This window comes from Thioclava atlantica, assembly GCF_000737065.1.
GTDB lineage: Bacteria > Pseudomonadota > Alphaproteobacteria > Rhodobacterales > Rhodobacteraceae > Thioclava > Thioclava atlantica.
The window spans coordinates 12635-27151 of sequence record NZ_AQRC01000001.1 but is presented as its reverse complement, the minus strand read 5'-3'; the positions used below and the strand labels follow the sequence as shown (position 1 = coordinate 27151).

Annotated in this window: 18 protein-coding genes; 8 read left to right on the top strand and 10 right to left on the bottom strand. The window is 60.9% G+C overall.

The window, feature by feature from the left end; translation table 11 throughout:
* From DW2_RS00150 to DW2_RS00140, 3 genes are all read right to left on the bottom strand, one after another.
* Complete coding sequence (locus tag DW2_RS00150) at positions 1–846, bottom strand: carbohydrate ABC transporter permease (RefSeq protein WP_202900069.1); 846 nt, start codon at positions 844–846, stop codon at positions 1–3.
* A gap of 131 nt (positions 847–977) precedes the next feature.
* Entirely contained in the window at positions 978–2234 is a 1257-nt protein-coding gene (locus tag DW2_RS00145) for an extracellular solute-binding protein (protein ID WP_202900068.1), read from the bottom strand.
* Positions 2235–2548: 314 nt separating this feature from the next.
* Positions 2549–3274 carry a TetR/AcrR family transcriptional regulator gene (locus tag DW2_RS00140; RefSeq protein WP_202900067.1) on the bottom strand — a complete coding sequence of 242 codons (726 nt, stop codon included), beginning with the start codon at positions 3272–3274 and terminating at the stop codon, positions 2549–2551.
* A 178-nt stretch (positions 3275–3452) separates the two neighbouring features.
* On the opposite strand from DW2_RS00140, the gene DW2_RS00135 reads away from it, so the two are divergent.
* Together DW2_RS00135 and DW2_RS20365 are read left to right on the top strand one after the other, a co-directional pair.
* Positions 3453–3764, top strand: a complete 312-nt coding sequence (locus tag DW2_RS00135; protein ID WP_038142381.1) for an NIPSNAP family protein — start codon at positions 3453–3455, stop codon at positions 3762–3764.
* 16 nt (positions 3765–3780) lie between these two features.
* Positions 3781–4356: an NTP transferase domain-containing protein gene (locus DW2_RS20365; protein WP_081874778.1), complete on the top strand. Its 576-nt coding sequence runs from the start codon at positions 3781–3783 to the stop codon at positions 4354–4356.
* Positions 4357–4402: 46 nt separating this feature from the next.
* Here the strand turns inward: DW2_RS20365 and DW2_RS20360 are convergent, their stop codons facing one another.
* Positions 4403–4666, bottom strand: a complete 264-nt coding sequence (locus DW2_RS20360) for an SDR family oxidoreductase (RefSeq protein ID WP_420340825.1) — start codon at positions 4664–4666, stop codon at positions 4403–4405.
* A 214-nt stretch (positions 4667–4880) separates the two neighbouring features.
* Positions 4881–5525 (bottom strand): ArsR/SmtB family transcription factor, encoded by a 645-nt coding sequence (locus DW2_RS00125; RefSeq protein ID WP_238321214.1) that lies wholly within the window; start codon positions 5523–5525, stop codon positions 4881–4883.
* 103 nt (positions 5526–5628) lie between these two features.
* On the opposite strand from DW2_RS00125, the gene DW2_RS00120 reads away from it, so the two are divergent.
* Genes DW2_RS00120 through DW2_RS00095 form a run of 6 tightly spaced genes read left to right on the top strand, consistent with a single transcriptional unit; the run spans position 5629 to position 9604 of the window.
* Complete coding sequence (locus tag DW2_RS00120) at positions 5629–6480, top strand: sterol desaturase family protein (protein ID WP_038142377.1); 852 nt, start codon at positions 5629–5631, stop codon at positions 6478–6480.
* Positions 6477–7778, top strand: coding sequence for an MFS transporter (locus tag DW2_RS00115; RefSeq protein ID WP_038142375.1), 1302 nt, complete (start codon positions 6477–6479; stop codon positions 7776–7778). The genes DW2_RS00120 and DW2_RS00115 overlap by 4 nt, the downstream gene beginning before the upstream one ends.
* Positions 7771–8487 (top strand): DUF1499 domain-containing protein, encoded by a 717-nt coding sequence (locus tag DW2_RS00110; RefSeq protein WP_051855072.1) that lies wholly within the window; start codon positions 7771–7773, stop codon positions 8485–8487. Before DW2_RS00115 ends, DW2_RS00110 begins: the two co-directional genes overlap by 8 nt.
* 9 nt (positions 8488–8496) lie before the next feature.
* Positions 8497–8850, top strand: coding sequence for a DsrE/DsrF/TusD sulfur relay family protein (locus tag DW2_RS00105; protein ID WP_038142374.1), 354 nt, complete (start codon positions 8497–8499; stop codon positions 8848–8850).
* The gene (locus DW2_RS00100) at positions 8850–9146 is read left to right on the top strand and encodes a rhodanese-like domain-containing protein (protein ID WP_038142371.1); all 297 of its coding nucleotides are present in this window, start codon (positions 8850–8852) and stop codon (positions 9144–9146) included. The genes DW2_RS00105 and DW2_RS00100 overlap by 1 nt, the downstream gene beginning before the upstream one ends.
* A gap of 32 nt (positions 9147–9178) precedes the next feature.
* Positions 9179–9604: a rhodanese-like domain-containing protein gene (locus DW2_RS00095; protein WP_038142368.1), complete on the top strand. Its 426-nt coding sequence runs from the start codon at positions 9179–9181 to the stop codon at positions 9602–9604.
* Positions 9605–10062: 458 nt separating this feature from the next.
* Here the strand turns inward: DW2_RS00095 and DW2_RS19590 are convergent, their stop codons facing one another.
* From DW2_RS19590 to DW2_RS00065, 5 genes are read right to left on the bottom strand one after another with little or no spacing between them, the layout of a single operon-like run.
* The gene (locus tag DW2_RS19590) at positions 10063–10620 is read right to left on the bottom strand and encodes a C45 family peptidase (protein ID WP_156102826.1); all 558 of its coding nucleotides are present in this window, start codon (positions 10618–10620) and stop codon (positions 10063–10065) included.
* Positions 10617–11627 (bottom strand): ABC transporter ATP-binding protein, encoded by a 1011-nt coding sequence (locus DW2_RS19235; RefSeq protein ID WP_238321213.1) that lies wholly within the window; start codon positions 11625–11627, stop codon positions 10617–10619. The genes DW2_RS19590 and DW2_RS19235 overlap by 4 nt, the downstream gene beginning before the upstream one ends.
* A complete protein-coding gene (locus tag DW2_RS00075) occupies positions 11624–12619 on the bottom strand; it encodes an ABC transporter ATP-binding protein (protein WP_038142313.1) in 996 nt (331 codons plus the stop codon). Before DW2_RS00075 ends, DW2_RS19235 begins: the two co-directional genes overlap by 4 nt.
* Positions 12616–13506, bottom strand: a complete 891-nt coding sequence (locus tag DW2_RS00070) for an ABC transporter permease (RefSeq protein WP_038142310.1) — start codon at positions 13504–13506, stop codon at positions 12616–12618. The genes DW2_RS00075 and DW2_RS00070 overlap by 4 nt, the downstream gene beginning before the upstream one ends.
* Entirely contained in the window at positions 13503–14510 is a 1008-nt protein-coding gene (locus tag DW2_RS00065; RefSeq protein WP_038142309.1) for an ABC transporter permease, read from the bottom strand. The genes DW2_RS00070 and DW2_RS00065 overlap by 4 nt, the downstream gene beginning before the upstream one ends.
* Between the last annotated feature and the right edge of the window lie 7 nt (positions 14511–14517).

Sequence of the window (14517 nt, the reverse complement as noted above, 5' to 3'; positions counted from 1 at the left end):
TCAGATCCTGCGCCCCAGCGTTCGAATGAAGAGGTAGGAGAGTGCGAAAGTCGCGATTGCGAGGACGTAGGACATCGCAGCGCCGCTCCCGAAGGAAAGGTTACGGAAGGTCTCGACATAGATGTGCCACGAGAGTACGTGCGAGGCGCTGCCGGGCCCGCCCTCGGTTAGGATGAAGAACAGATCGAAATGGCGGATCGCCATCATCGTCTCGTAGATCATCACCAGCAAGAAACCGGGCTTCATCGCGGGCAGGGTGACATGAACGAAGCGCTGCCAGACGGTCGCGCCGTCGACGCGGGCCGCCGAATAGATATCGGACGGAATCGACTTGAGCGAGACCAGCAGAAGGATCGTCGCCAGCGGCACTTCCTTCCAGACGAACGCATTCGCGATCAGGAAAAGCGTCTTGTCCTGATCCCCCAGCCAAACCATGTACTTGTCGATGAAATCGAGCTGGTAGAGCAGGCCGTTCAGCGCGCCATAGCTGGAATCATAGATCCATTTCCACATCAGCGCATTCGCGACATAGGGGATCGCCCACGGCACCAGCAGGATCGTGGAGAGGATACGGCGACCACGAAATTCCTGGTTAAGTAGTAGCGAGACAAGCAGGGCGATAAGGGCAATCGCGGTGACCGAAACGAGCGAGAAACTCACTGTGCGCCAGACCGCCCCCCAGAAAGCCTCGTCGGCTAAAAGATCGGTGTAATTCTTTAGGCCTACGAAGGGGGTCCGGTTCGGACGCGTCAGCTTCATGCTGAAGAAACTGATATATAGCGAATAGGCGATCGGGAAGACCGCGACCGCGCCTAGCACGGCCATAACCGGAGCAAGAAACAGCATCGCGCTGCGCTCCTCGTATCCCACCCGCCATCTCGGGCGTGTCGCCCGCATCACTGCATTCGCCACGTCATGCTCTCCCGTTGCCCAGCCCGATCGTCGGCGGGCCTTTCAAAAAGGCCCGCCGCGTCTGGTCAGTAGCTGTCCTTCAGCTGGTTCCAGAGATCGGCAGATTTCGCGACCGCTCCGGCGGCATCCACATTACCGAGGATCGCCGATTGCCAGGCCGAACCATTGGTGTCGTTCCATTCGCCAAACCACGGGGTAACCGTGTCCTTTTTGCGGGCAAGCGCCTGCTGAGCCTGGATCATGTCGACATCGCCATAGGAGTCGTAGGCCGCGCGGATCTCAGGATCCTCGAACAGAGGCTTTACGCCAAAACCAGCGCCGATATCGAGGAACAGGAGCTTCTGGAACGTGTAAGCACCGTCCGCCTTGCCACCGAACCATTCGATCAGCTTCGCCGCATTTTCAGCGCGCGCCTTGTCTTGCGCGGCCTGCGCCGACATGCCGTGGAAACGCATCCAACCGACCGTCGCGTGAGAACCATTGGCGCCTTGCGGCATCATCGCCTGCTTCACGTGACCGGCGATTTGCGACTGCTCGGGGTCGTTGAGCATTCTAAGGCGATATTTCGCTACCATCGCGAAGGCATGGTTGCCCGCCGCGAAGGCTTTCAGGCCAGCCAGCTCGCCGGTCTCGACACAGGCGGGTGAGACAATCTCGTGTTTGTTGACCGCATCGACGACCCAGCTCAGCGCCTCGACAGCCCCTTCTTTCGGATCCTGCATCACGGCGACGCCATTGTCATCGACAAGACGCCCGCCATGCGAATAGACGAGGGTTGAGATGAACTCGATCAGCCAGCTTTCCTGCGCCATCGCCAGCATCATCGGATAGTCTGCGATGCCCTTCTCCTTCATAACGAGGGACTGCTCGACCAGCTCATCCCAGCTAGACGGCGGCGCGTCGAAGCCAGCTTCCTTGAGCTTCGCCTCGTCATAGAAGAAGGCCATGTAGTCGGTGTAGTAGGTCAGGCCGTATTGACGACCGCCATAGGTCATGGAGTCGGTGCAAAAGTCCTCGGCCTCGACGTTGTATTGCATCAGGTTGTCGAACTCATCGACCGGGGCGATCCAGCCGGCCTCGGCCCATTCGGGTAGCCAGGCATCCGAAACCCACATCACGTCGAGCGGCGCGTCACCGACGAATTTCGCGACCATACCCTCGCGATATTGGGCCCAGGGCGAATTGCCGTAATTGACGGGAATCCCGGTTTCCTTGGTGAAGGCGCTGAGGTGGCTCTGCACGGTGTCAACCGCGGCCGACCACGTATGCATCGTCAGGGCGGCAGTTGCGGCTTTTGCCGGACGAACCAGACCCGGCGCCATCAACGCCCCCGCGCCCGCCGCCGAGTAGCGGAGGAAATCCCGGCGCCCGAGACGGCGCGTCTTATCCTTGAGCATCATTCGATTCCTTTTGCGTGGCCGCCTCAGCCCAAGCCCGAACAAAGCCCAATCTGCGGCAAGCCGTCCCTGTTGATCTTGTTATGTGGATTTACGCTATTGGCGATATATTTATTCGTCAACTGACGACCAGTGAAAAGTTAACGCTTTCCTTTCCGCAGCGGAAGGCGCCAATATTTTCAGCATCTGCGGCGATCACCACAGATGAATTCGGAAGAAAATGTAGCTGATTTCAGCGTTTAGCGGCCTACGCACATCTTGACCATGTCCTCGAAGCCCGCGAGGAACACGCGAACATGCATCGAAACCACCTGATCCTCGGAGAGCGACAGGCTGCTCTGATAGATATGACGCCGAATCGCATAGTGAGAGATCGCGCCATGCAACGTCCATGCCATCTCACGGAGCAATGCGGGGTCTTCTGGCAAATCCACGCCCCGCTCATGCGCCACCTCGCGCATCACGGTCTCCAGCAGCTGCATGACGATCGCGGAGATGTAGTCAGGCGCCATTTTCGCCTCGGCAAGCGAAGCGTACAGGAACAGACGCAACCACTTGCGGGTTAACGTCGAGCGAAGATAGTCGCGGTAAAATGCGTCGAGGCGTTCGGACACAGGCCGCGTTCGATCCTGCAGCTCAACGAACCAGACAGCCTTGAAGGCGCCAAGAATCTCTTGGTCATAGACCTCTTTGAGCAGGTCTTCTTTGGTCGGAAAAAAGCGATAAAGGAGGCGTTGGGAGATGCCGCATTTCTCCGCCAACTGACGCGTCTGCCCCGCAAGCCCATTCTCGGCAAAGAATTCGGAGGCAACGTCCAAAATCTGAGCGCGGCGCTCATTGAACGGCATCCGCACAGCCCCCTGCGGCGAACCGGGCTTGCCTCCTGTAGCGTTCGTTTTGGACGAACCTTCAGACATTTTCAGCTTGGCCCGCACGTTTTCCCCCGGACGTCCCTTTTTGTTCATTCTGGCACCGGACGCAACGACTTTAGCCCCATACATTACGCCATTCCCAGCAACGGCAAAGCGACTTTTCCTCAGTTGACGACTTATAGATTGCGAAAACCCAAGCTTTGATCGTAGCTTCGGTTCGTCACGATGCGCCAGCGCACGCGATTTACCGCCATTCATGCCGGAGCCCAATATGATCTACGAACAAAGAACCTACCGCATCACGCCCGGGAAAGCGCCCGAGTTCCTAAAGCTCTATGAGGCAGAGGGCCTACACATTATCACCCGGTATGCGAAGCTTGCCGGATGCTGGGTCAGTGACAGCGGCGTGCTGAACGCCGTCACTTTCATCTGGGCCTACGAAGATTACGGCCACCGCAGCGCGCAGCGGGCAAAGCTGGGCGCGGACCTGGAATGGCAAAACTTCGTGCCCAAGATCCTGTCCTATCTCGTGCATCAGGAAAGCATCTTCCTTCAGCCTGCGGCCTTCTCGCCGCTCGACTGAGCCGGTCGCGGTCGCCATGCGCACGCTCGGCATTCTCCTCTCCGCCGGCACATCGCGTCGTTTCGGCGCTCAAGACAAGCTTCTTGCGAATTGGAACGGCGCGCCTCTGGTGCTGACAGCCGCACGCGCACTCGAGGCGTCGGGATGCGACACGTTAATTGCGATTGTCTCTTCCGAGAGAGTGGCCACCGCCCTTCCCCCGTCGTTCCAGGTGCACAAGGTTGGACCGAACCTGCCGTTATCCCATACTTGGCACACGGCACGTGACTGCGCAACGTGGCTTCAGGCAGAACGCGCACTGTTTGTGCTCGGAGACATGCCATTTGTGTCAACAGACACTCTCCGCGCCTTGGTAAATCGCGACGGGGGCAGCTACGCCTGCGCATCCAACGGTATCCCGATGCCCCCAGCACTTCTGACTGCGGACGACTTGAAACGTGCGCCCGATCGGGGCCGAGACCAAGGCGCCCGAGAGCTAATACGCGCACTGCCACGCAAGTCGTTGATCCCACTCTCGGCCGAAGAAGCTATTGACATCGACACGCCCGCAGACCTCCACCGCCATCGGGATAGACGCCGTCTTCGACCATAATGCCTCCTCATCTCACCCGCGTAATTCTCGCGTGCCAGCGGCACCTCTACAGAGCAACTCGGGCGCAGTAGACGCGCGCGCACCCTCCCGCGCGCAGCATTGGCACCACAACCTGACGCGAGCATTGGAATTGCCCCGTCAGGCCGAAATCCAGGCAGCGGCGCCAATCCTCGGGCGAGATTTCATCGACCGCACCGGTGGGCCCCGCAATGTTGACGCTGCTGACCAGAGCATTGAGCCCGCCGAGCTTCTGCGCAATCATCTTGAGAAAGCGTGCAACCCCGGCTTCATCCGCGACGTCGGCGCGCAGGGTCAGGGGATTCTTATGTATCGCGATGATCTGCTCCTACGGTTGACACCACGCGGGCGATGCTAAGAAACCCCGAGGCCTTCGATCATCCACTTCCATCATGAGATACCATGCGAAGTCTGGGCGAGCTGTCATGACATTTCAAAGGCCTCGCACCCAGAGAGCTGACATAGTGAGGTCAACACTTTGCGGCATCGAATAAGGCCTTTGTAAATCAGGAGGTCGACCGAATGGCTCGACCATCTTCGCGCCATTCAGGCAGACCGCCGTCAAGACGCCGGGCGTTGAAGCCATTCTTGCGCAAGAACGCCACGGCTTGGTGGGCGTAGATACAGTATGGACCACGACAATAGGCCACAATCTCGGTGTTCCGGTCGAGATCCGTCAGGAACTTGTCCAGCTCCGTCACGGCCATGTTGAGTGCGCCCGGGATATGGGCATCGGCGAACTCGTCGGCGGGGCGCACGTCGAGGACGGTCACCGACCCTTCAGTCAGTCGAGCGGCAAGCTCGTCGCGGTTGATCGGTTCCGGCGCGTCTTCGCCGTTCGATAGCCCGCGCAGGATCTCCCCAACCTGTGCGAGGTTCCTTTCGGCCACATCGCCCAAAATTCCCAACAACGTCAGCGTCCTCGCGTCGGTCAGCCTGTAGATTATCGCCTTTCCGTCGCGCCGACTGGTGACAAGGCCAACGCGTCGCAATTGCTGCAAATGCTGCGAACAGTTCGCAACAGTGAGCCCGGTTTTTTCCGCAAGCGCCTCTACCCTGCGTTCGCTCTGGGCGAGCTGCTCAAGAAGCATAAGGCGTGCGGGGGCCGACAAGGCTCGCGCGACAAGGGCATATTCTTCGAGAAGGGCCATCTTCGGGCTAATTGACATGGACTGCCTCGGAATATTAGATCATTCAATCGAATAATTGAATGATAGCGAATCTAGCCTGCACCACAAGAGCAAAGCCGACCGCATGACCGAAACGATCCTCTCTGCCGAGCCGACGATCCGACTTGCCGCTTTCCTGGGCGTGTTGGCGGCGATGGCGTTGTGGGAGGTCGCGGCCCCCCGGCGGCGCAGAGAGATACCGCGCTTGATCCGTTGGACGAACAATATCGCCCTGGTCTTTGTGGACACGGTGGTCCTGCGCCTCGCTTTCCCGATCCTCGCAGTCGGATTGGCCGTCATGGCCGAGGATCGTGGCTGGGGGCTGTTCAACAATCTTGATTGGCCGACCTGGGCAGCCATCCTCGTTTCGATGCTGGTGCTCGATTCGGCGATCTACCTTCAGCACGTCATGTTCCACGCAGTCCCCGGTCTTTGGCGGCTACATAGGATGCACCATGCCGATCTCGACTTCGACGCAACGACGGGCCTGCGGTTCCATCCGCTGGAAATCCTGATCTCGATGGGGATAAAGCTGGCGGTGGTCGCGGCGCTCGGGCCGCCTGCGGTCGCGGTGCTGCTGTTCGAGGTGATCCTGAATGCGACCGCGCTTTTCAACCACGCCAATATCGATCTGCCGCGTCCGGTTGATAGAGTGCTGCGCCTGTTCGTGGTCACCCCCGACATGCATCGCGTCCACCATTCCGTCGATCCGCGCGAGACCAATTCGAACTATGGCTTCAACCTGCCCTGGTGGGATCGGCTATTAGGCACCTATGTCGCGCAACCGGCAAGGGGGCATCAGGACATGGAGATCGGGATCGAACAGTTCCGCACGCGCCGTGATCTTTGGATCGACAGGATGCTGCTCCAGCCCCTGCGTGGCCCGGTTTCGGGCCATGCTCTCGACCCACGCATCGCGGTGGAGGAAGAGGAATGACTTATACCCTCGGCATCCGCGAGAACCTGCGCCCCTTTCTTGAACAGCTCTTGCAGGTGTTCTTTGTCGGCATGAACATCGGGCTACAACGCACGGTGATCCCCGCTTTGGCGGAGACGGAATACGGTGTCGTTCATGGTTCGATGACCGCGATCTTCGCCTTTATCGTTTCTTTCGGGATCGTGAAAGGGGCGATGAACTTCGTTTCAGGCCACCTTTCCGAGCGCGTCGGACGCAGGCGGGTTTTGATATGGGGCTGGCTGGCGGCATTTCCGATCCCGTTCATGATCCTCTGGGGCCCGAACTGGGGATGGATTGTGGTGGCCAACGTCTTGTTGGGGGTCAACCAAGGGTTTTGTTGGTCGATGACCGTTACCGCGAAGATGGACATCGTGAAAAGCTCGCAGCGCGGAATGGCGTCCGGTTTCAATGAATTCGCCGGTTATGGCGGCGTGGCCCTGGCCGGACTCTTGACCGGCTACTTAGCCAGCTATTTCGATCCGCGGACCAGTCTCTTCGCTTTTGGCCTTGCGGTGATCCTCGTGGCGCTTACGGCGGCGGTGCTGACATTCACCGAGACGCTTCCTTTTTCCAGGGCCGAAGCCGCACGTCACAAGGCGGGCATCACCAGCGGCCCGCAGCCGCGTTATGCCACGGGCCCCGACAACCCGTCCGTCGGCCAGATCTTTGCCCTCGTTTCATGGCGCAACCGAACATTCATGTCGCTGGCGCAGGCGGGAAGCGTCGAGAAATTTGTCGACGCGCTGATGTGGGGGCTGGTGCCGGTCTTCCTCGTGTCGCAGGGAGCGAGCCTGATCGAGATTGGCTGGATCACGGGCATCTACGGGTTCGTCTGGGGCGGTAGCCAATTGTGGACCGGACCGTTATCGGACGCTGTCGGGCGCAAATGGCCGACGGTCACTGGCGTTTTCCTCTGCTCTGGCGGTGTTCTTGCCTTCCCGTTTCTCGCCACGCCCACGGACTGGGCCGTTGCCGCAGCAGTAACCGGGCTCGGCATGGCGCTGCTTTACCCGACACTTATTGCGGCGATGGGCGACATCGCGCACCCCTCTTGGCGCGGCTCAGCGCTTGGAGTTTACCGATTCTGGCGCGACCTCGGCTATGCCATTGGGGCGCTGGCCATGGGGGTGATCGCCGATGTTACCGGCGTGCTTCAGGCCGGATTCTGGCTGACAGGCTTCGCCATGGCGCTTTCAGGGCTCTGGTTGATCCTTGGAATGGAAGAAACGCACCCGCGCTTGAATCCCGCCCCCGATCAGGAAGAGACAGATGCTTGAATTCATAACGCGACGCTTCGGCTTTGCGGCGATCCTTCTGGGCCTTGCGTCCCTTGCACTTCTTGCTTTGTCCGTCTGGGGTTATCGTGCGGGCGGCTGGCCTTGGCCGCAAGCCTATGACATCGCCGGTTGGGGTGTCTGGGCGGCGCTAATGGGGGTCGTCGCAGCGCTCGCGACCTTGGTGCGGGCTATCCGCAAGAGGCGCGGTGCCAGCATTGCGCTGATTGGCCTTATCCTGTCATTACCCGTTGCAGGTCTCGGAGTGGCTTTCGAAATCGCCGCTCGGACGACGCCGCCGATAAACGACATCTCGACCGATACCGAAGACCCGCCGGTCTACTGGTTCACCGCGACCCCAACGGACTACCCGGCGCAGAATGCCGAGCCACAACGCTCCGCCTATCCGGACGTGCGCCCGCTGGACCTTCCGATCCCGGTCGAGGATGCATTCGCAGAGGCGTTGACCCTTGTCGAAACGCGTGGCTGGGAGGTTCTCTCGGCCGACCCTGCGGAAAACCAGATCGAAGCCATCGCCCGAAGCCGTGTCTTCGGTTTCGAGGACGAGGTTGCTGTTCGGGTTACCGACATCGAGACAGGGAGCCGCATCGACATGCGGTCACGCTCGCGCCTTGGGCAGATCGACCGCGGCGCCAATGCCCGGCGCATCGAAGCCTTCCTTTCAGATCTCGAATTGCGAGCCCCGGCCTGAGGACCCAAGATGAAACATCTGATCCTTCTGAACGACCCACCCTATGGAACCGAGCGCAGCTTCAACGGCCTGCGGATGGCCCACGCGCTCGCCAAGAACGACCCGGAGGCCGAAATTACCGTCTTCCTGATGGCCGACGCGGTGCTCTGCGCCAAGGCGGGGCAGAAGACGCCCGATGGCTACTACAACCTCGAGCGCATGCTCCGTCGTGTCCTGTCCGCCAAGGGGCGCGTCCTGATGTGCGGTACCTGTATGGACGCGCGCGGCCTTGCAGAGCGCGACATGATGGACGGAGCGACCCGCTCAACCATGGACGAACTCGCTCAAGGAACGCTCGCCGCCGACAAGGTGCTGGTGTTCTGATGGCCGGGATGCTGACGCTCGCCGCCTTCGCGGCCGATCCGGATCGCTTCCACCTGATCGACGTCCGCGACGCGGAAGACTTCGTCGCCGCCCATGTGACGGGCGTCGTGCATATCCCGCTGGCCGAACTCGAAGACCGCGCCGGTGACTTCCCGGCTGGAAAGACGCCCGTGACCATCTGCGGCAAGGGCGGCGGTCGGTCGACAGAGGGCGCGGACATCCTGAACAGGCTCGGCCACCGGGACGCCCTCTGGCTCGAAGGCGACACGAACGGCTGGCTCACGCAGCACACCTGAACTCCAAGAAACCGGAACGGAGGAGACCCCGGATGACCCTGAAACACCTACTTTTGGCGACGACCGTCGCGCTCGGGCTGCACGCAGCGCCCGCGCTGGCACAGGACGCCGCCATCGAGGCCATGCAGGAATACATGATGTTCTCGGAATACGAGTCCGGGATCATCCTGCCCCAGCAGATCGACCAGACCGTCTTCGAGACCGCGCTCTTCGTCGACACCCGGGACGCTGGCCAGTTCGAGGAAGGCACGATCCCCGGCGCCGTCAACATCGAGTGGCGTGAAGTGCTCGACCGGATCGACGAGATCCCCGAGGACCGCATGACCATCCTCTTCTGCAACACTGGCAGCCTGTCGGCGCAAGCAGCCTTCGCGCTGCGTGTGGCAGGGCGGTCGAACGTCGTCGTCATGCAGACCGGCTTCACCGGCTGGCAGCAGGACGCGGCCTACAGGCCCTGACCCCGGGTAAGTCGACAACGAAAAGGAGGCAGGGCAATGCGCGATATCTATCTGGATTTCAACGCCAGCACTCCGGTCGCTCCCGAGGTTGCCGCGATCATGCGCCATGCCCTGGAAACGGGGCACGGCAATCGCTCTAGCGGCCACTGCCACTGGGCCGGGGTGCCCGCTCGCCGGATGTCGAGGATGCAAGGACCCAGATCGCGGATCTTCTCGGCTGCGCGCCGCAGGAGATCGTGTTCACGAGCGGCGGCGGCGAGCCGACCTTCGCCGATCCAATCCTCGACCGCTTCGTCCACAACGCTCACAGGCTGCCCTTGGACGGCTCCTCAATGCGAAAGAACGAAACATGACGCGCGACAGGGCCACTGCCACGCGCGACGCCGCGCCAGCGTCGTGGGGCGCGCACGGCGCCGCGCGCGGCTCCCCTATCGCGAGCCTCGAAAAGCTTGACCGCATCAAACAGAGGCAACATCAAGAAAGCACGCACAGTGGCGACGTCTCGCGGTGACCGGATATCCGGAACACCTGACCGGATGTTGTCGGAATGCCCGACCGGATGCGTCGGTGTGCGCAATCACATCCGGCCCCGCGTGCCGCGCGACTGTCTGGATACCCAATTGCGCGCCAGAGACGTCACGATTTTTTACAACGAGCGGACCGTCAGGCCCCTCAGTGACCGCCCAAGCCGAACAGCCATCATCCAAACGCGCGCCCCCTTTCAGATCGCGCAGCGTTCCGAGGTGCAGGTGAGCGAAGAGTTCCGCAGGATCCAGGTCGAAGCCCGAAGCTATGCCATCGAGTTCAGCAAGTCCCTCGGGGTCGATTTGTTTATGCAACAACCTTTGCGCCGCAAGATATTCTTCGGCCGCAACGTCAATCAAACCAACGGCACGCGCCTGCGCGACACGCTCGATTGTGGCCGCACGCACCTGTTCGGCGCGTCCAGCTTGCGCTTGCCCAAGCCCGCGCGCCTCAGCCGATCCCTTGAGATCGAGAGTGATCACACCGCTCACGCCGAGGCCTCGTCAAGAAGGGTGAGTTTCTCGGCCAACCGGTGGCAGGCTGCTGTATGACCGGGGCCCACCGTCTCGATGTCGGGCTGCTGGCTACGGCAGGCGTCTACCGCCAATGGGCAACGCGTATGGAATTTACAACCGGTAGGCGGACGTAATGGCGAAGGTAGATCGCCGCTCAATTTGATCCGTTTGCGTGGCCCGGAATGGTCAACTTCTGGCACCGCAGACATCAGGCTTTGCGTGTAGGGATGGCGCGGATTAGCTAGGATTTGTTCAACCGGGCCCATCTCGACGATCTGACCCATATACATCACCGCAACCCGGTCGGCGAGATAGCCTATTACCGAGATGTCGTGACTGATGAAGAGATAGGTCAGTCCCATCTCACGCTTCAGTTCCAGAAGCAGTGCGATAATCTGCGCTTGGATCGAGACGTCGAGCGCCGACACCGGTTCGTCGCAGACAATGAATTCGGGATGCGAAATGAGGGCACGCGCGATGCCGATCCGTTGACGTTGACCACCTGAAAATTGATGGGGATACCGATCGATCTGGCCAGGTTTGAGACCGACCCTTGCGCAGATTGCCGCGACCTTTTCACGCTGCTCAGCTTCATTCGCCGCCAAGCCGTGAAGCTTCAGCGGCAGGCCAACGATCTCGGCCACTGTGCGCCGTGGGTTAAGACAGGCATACGGGTCCTGAAAGATGATCTGCATCCGCCGCCGCATGGCCTTGAGGGCAGCGGGATCCAACGTGGTCACGTTCGCCCCATCAAAATTCACCGTGCCGCTGGTCGGCTCATGAAGACGCAGGATTGCGCGCCCGAGCGTAGACTTTCCGCAGCCAGATTCTCCAATCAACCCAAGAATTTCGCCCTTCTCGACGGTGAGGTCGATTTCATTCACGGCGCGGACGACCGTGTGCCGGGCGCCGGTCAGACGATCGAAGAGTCCGTGTTTGCCTTGATAGTGTTTTGACAGACCTTCAACTTTGAGCAGGCTCACGTTTCCTCCTCCCCGGCCAGGATGCAACGGGCATTGTGCGCGGGCCCGATGGCCCGCATTTCTATGGGTGCGAGACATCTCTCTCGCCGCTGCGAACAGCGAGAGTAGAAACGGCACTGCGGTTCGAGATCAATCAAATCGGGCACCTGCCCTTCAATCGGGTGGATCGGCTCGCCGCGTAGTGCAGGGCGCGGGATCGACGCCAAGAGTCCTTGGGTATAAGGATGTTTAGGTGCGCCGATGACCTCAGCAGTCAGACCTTCCTCGACGACCTGCCCGGCATACATCACCATCACGCGGTCGCAATGTTCGGCCACCACCCCGAGATCATGCGTGATCAGCGCCACGCTCATCCCAAATTCTTTTCGAATGTCCGAGATAAGTTCGAGCACCTGCGCTTGGATCGTCACATCGAGCGCAGTGGTGGGCTCGTCGGCGATCAGCAGCTTGGGTCGGCAGGCCAGCGCAATCGCAATCATGATCCGCTGACGCATCCCGCCTGAAAACTCGTGCGGATATTGCCGGAGCCGGGTCTCGGCCGACGGAATGCCGACAAGCCCGAGCATTTCGACCGAGGCCTTGCGGATCGCCGCGCGCCGCGCAGCTCCGCGTGTGGGCAGAGTCTCGTCATGGGCCTCCAGCACTTCGGCGATCTGCTCGCCCACGCTCAGCGCAGGATTGAGCGCGGTCAGCGCGTCCTGCATCGTCATGGCCATGTCGCGTCCGCGGACCGCTCGCATTTGACGGGGGCTGAGACCGCGCAGGTCGCGCCCGTCGAACACGATCGTCCCGCTCTCGATCCGGCCCGGTGCCTTCACCAGGCCCATGACCGAGGCGAAGGTCACGCTCTTGCCCGAGCCGCTCTCGCCCACGATGCCGAGACATTCGCCCCGTCGCACCGCCACGCTGACACCGTCCACCGCACAAACCCGCCCGGCCCGCGTCTCGAATACCGTGCGCAGGTCGCGCACCTCCAGCAAAGCGTCTTTCATTCGGAAAACCTCGGATCGAAAGCGTCGCGAAGGCCCTGGCTCGCGACATTGATCGCCAGCACCAGAAACAGGATCGCAAGGCCGGGGAAGGTCGAAACCCACCAAGCTTCGAGGATGAAGGCGCGCCCGTCGGACACCATAGATCCCCAGGATGCGGTAGGCGGCTGGACCCCGAGGCCCAGGAAGGAGAGCGAGGCTTCGAGAATGATCACATGCGCCATCCGGATCGTGGCCACCACGATCACCGGAGAGAGCACGTTTGGAAGGATCTCGCGCAGCATGATATGCCCGCGCGAGGCGCCCAATGCGCGCGCCGCCTCGACATATTCCAGCTCTCGCGTCACCAGGGTTTCGCCCCGCACGACACGTGCCGGGATCACCCATTCCTTGTAGGCGAGCGCAAAGATGATGTTCCAAAGCCCCGGCCCCATCATCGCCATCAGGCCGATCGCGAAGATCAGATAGGGGAAGCCGAGGAGAATATCGACGATCCGGGAGATCACCATATCCACCCAGCCCCGCAGATAGCCCGCAGCCAGACCGGCGAGAATGCCGATCGTGGTCGCGACCAAGATCACCGCGATCCCGATGAAGATCGAGATCCGCGCCCCATAGACGATGCGCGAGAGGATATCGCGCCCCAGCGCGTCGCAGCCCAGAAAATAGGACCACTCCCCTCCGGCCATCCAGCCAGGCGGCTGCAGGCGGCGGAACAGGTCGGTCTCGTTCGGGTCATGCGGAGCGATCCAGGGAGCAAAAACGGCCATCACCACGAACAACACGACGATCAGCGCACAGAGCATCGCCAGCCGGTTGCCGGAAAAAGTCGCGAGATTGCGGCGCAGGATGGTTTCCGACGCGGCGGGGGTTTCGGCTGCAAGGCTCACAGTTTCACCCTCGGATTCAGAACGGTGTAAAGCAGGTCGGCGACGAAGTTCAAAAGCACGTAGGTCACGGCGTAGAACAGCACGGCCGCCTGAACGAGCGGGTAGTTGCGCAAGAAGATGCTCTCGACAACAAGGCGGCCCAGGCCCGGCCAGCCATAGACAGTCTCGACGATCATGTTGCCACCCAGCAGACTGCCGGTCTCGATCGCGGCCACCGAGACGGTCGGGATCAGGGCATTTTTGAGCGCATGGCGAAACAGCACGCGACGACGCGACAGCCCCTTGGCATCGGCAAAGGTCACATAATCCTGTCGCAACACTTCCAGCATCGAGGTGCGCGTGACCCGCATCAGGATTGCAGTCATCGGCAAGCCAAGCGTGATCGCAGGCAAGATGAGATGCGCGACAGCGTCCCCGAACGCCTTCATGTTCCCCGCGACCAGGGTGTCGATCAGAAGAAAGCCGGTGACGTTGGGCACCTCGGAATCAAAGCCGATCCGACCCGACACCGGGAGGAGATGCAGATGCACCGCAAAAAGCATCAGCAACAGAATTCCGAACCAGAACCCCGGTAAAGATACTCCCAGCAAAGACCCCACCGTGGCGATCCGATCGAAGATCGAGTTCTTTTTGATCGCGGCCAGAACGCCCAGGGGGATTGCGGTCGCAAGCGCGACGACCAAGGCCACGAGGCTGAGTTCGATCGTGGCGGGCATCCGCTCGGCGATCACATCGGCAACCGGACGTTTGTGATAGAAGCTTTCGCCAAAATCGAAATGCGTGGCATTTCCGAGGAAGATGAAGAAGCGTTCCACCATCGGCCGGTCGAGGCCCATGTCGTGACGCAGTTGCGCCTCTTGTTCTGCGGTAATGGCCTGATCACCGATCATGATCTGCACCGGATCGCCCGGTGTCAGTGCCATCATCGTAAAGGCGATGACGCTGACACCCAGCAGAACGGGCACAAGTTGTGCGATACGCTCCAGGAGCTTGCTGAGGCTCATGCCCGTT

What these genes read in the sequence shown, in the direction of transcription:
- DW2_RS00100 (WP_038142371.1), top strand. Translation starts at nt 8,850, where the DNA reads ATGGCCGGGATGCTGACGCTCGCCGCCTTCGCGGCCGATCCGGATCGC.
- DW2_RS20365 (WP_081874778.1), top strand. Translation starts at nt 3,781, where the DNA reads ATGCGCACGCTCGGCATTCTCCTCTCCGCCGGCACATCGCGTCGTTTC.
- DW2_RS00145 (WP_202900068.1), bottom strand. Translation starts at nt 2,234, where the DNA reads ATGGCGCCGGGTCTGGTTCGTCCGGCAAAAGCCGCAACTGCCGCCCTG.
- DW2_RS00075 (WP_038142313.1), bottom strand. Translation starts at nt 12,619, where the DNA reads ATGAAAGACGCTTTGCTGGAGGTGCGCGACCTGCGCACGGTATTCGAG.
- DW2_RS00135 (WP_038142381.1), top strand. Translation starts at nt 3,453, where the DNA reads ATGATCTACGAACAAAGAACCTACCGCATCACGCCCGGGAAAGCGCCC.
- DW2_RS00065 (WP_038142309.1), bottom strand. Translation starts at nt 14,510, where the DNA reads ATGAGCCTCAGCAAGCTCCTGGAGCGTATCGCACAACTTGTGCCCGTT.
- DW2_RS00150 (WP_202900069.1), bottom strand. Translation starts at nt 846, where the DNA reads ATGCTGTTTCTTGCTCCGGTTATGGCCGTGCTAGGCGCGGTCGCGGTC.
- DW2_RS00125 (WP_238321214.1), bottom strand. Translation starts at nt 5,525, where the DNA reads ATGGCCCTTCTCGAAGAATATGCCCTTGTCGCGCGAGCCTTGTCGGCC.
- DW2_RS00115 (WP_038142375.1), top strand. Translation starts at nt 6,477, where the DNA reads ATGACTTATACCCTCGGCATCCGCGAGAACCTGCGCCCCTTTCTTGAA.
- DW2_RS00105 (WP_038142374.1), top strand. Translation starts at nt 8,497, where the DNA reads ATGAAACATCTGATCCTTCTGAACGACCCACCCTATGGAACCGAGCGC.
- DW2_RS00120 (WP_038142377.1), top strand. Translation starts at nt 5,629, where the DNA reads ATGACCGAAACGATCCTCTCTGCCGAGCCGACGATCCGACTTGCCGCT.
- DW2_RS00095 (WP_038142368.1), top strand. Translation starts at nt 9,179, where the DNA reads ATGACCCTGAAACACCTACTTTTGGCGACGACCGTCGCGCTCGGGCTG.
- DW2_RS00140 (WP_202900067.1), bottom strand. Translation starts at nt 3,274, where the DNA reads ATGAACAAAAAGGGACGTCCGGGGGAAAACGTGCGGGCCAAGCTGAAA.
- DW2_RS00110 (WP_051855072.1), top strand. Translation starts at nt 7,771, where the DNA reads ATGCTTGAATTCATAACGCGACGCTTCGGCTTTGCGGCGATCCTTCTG.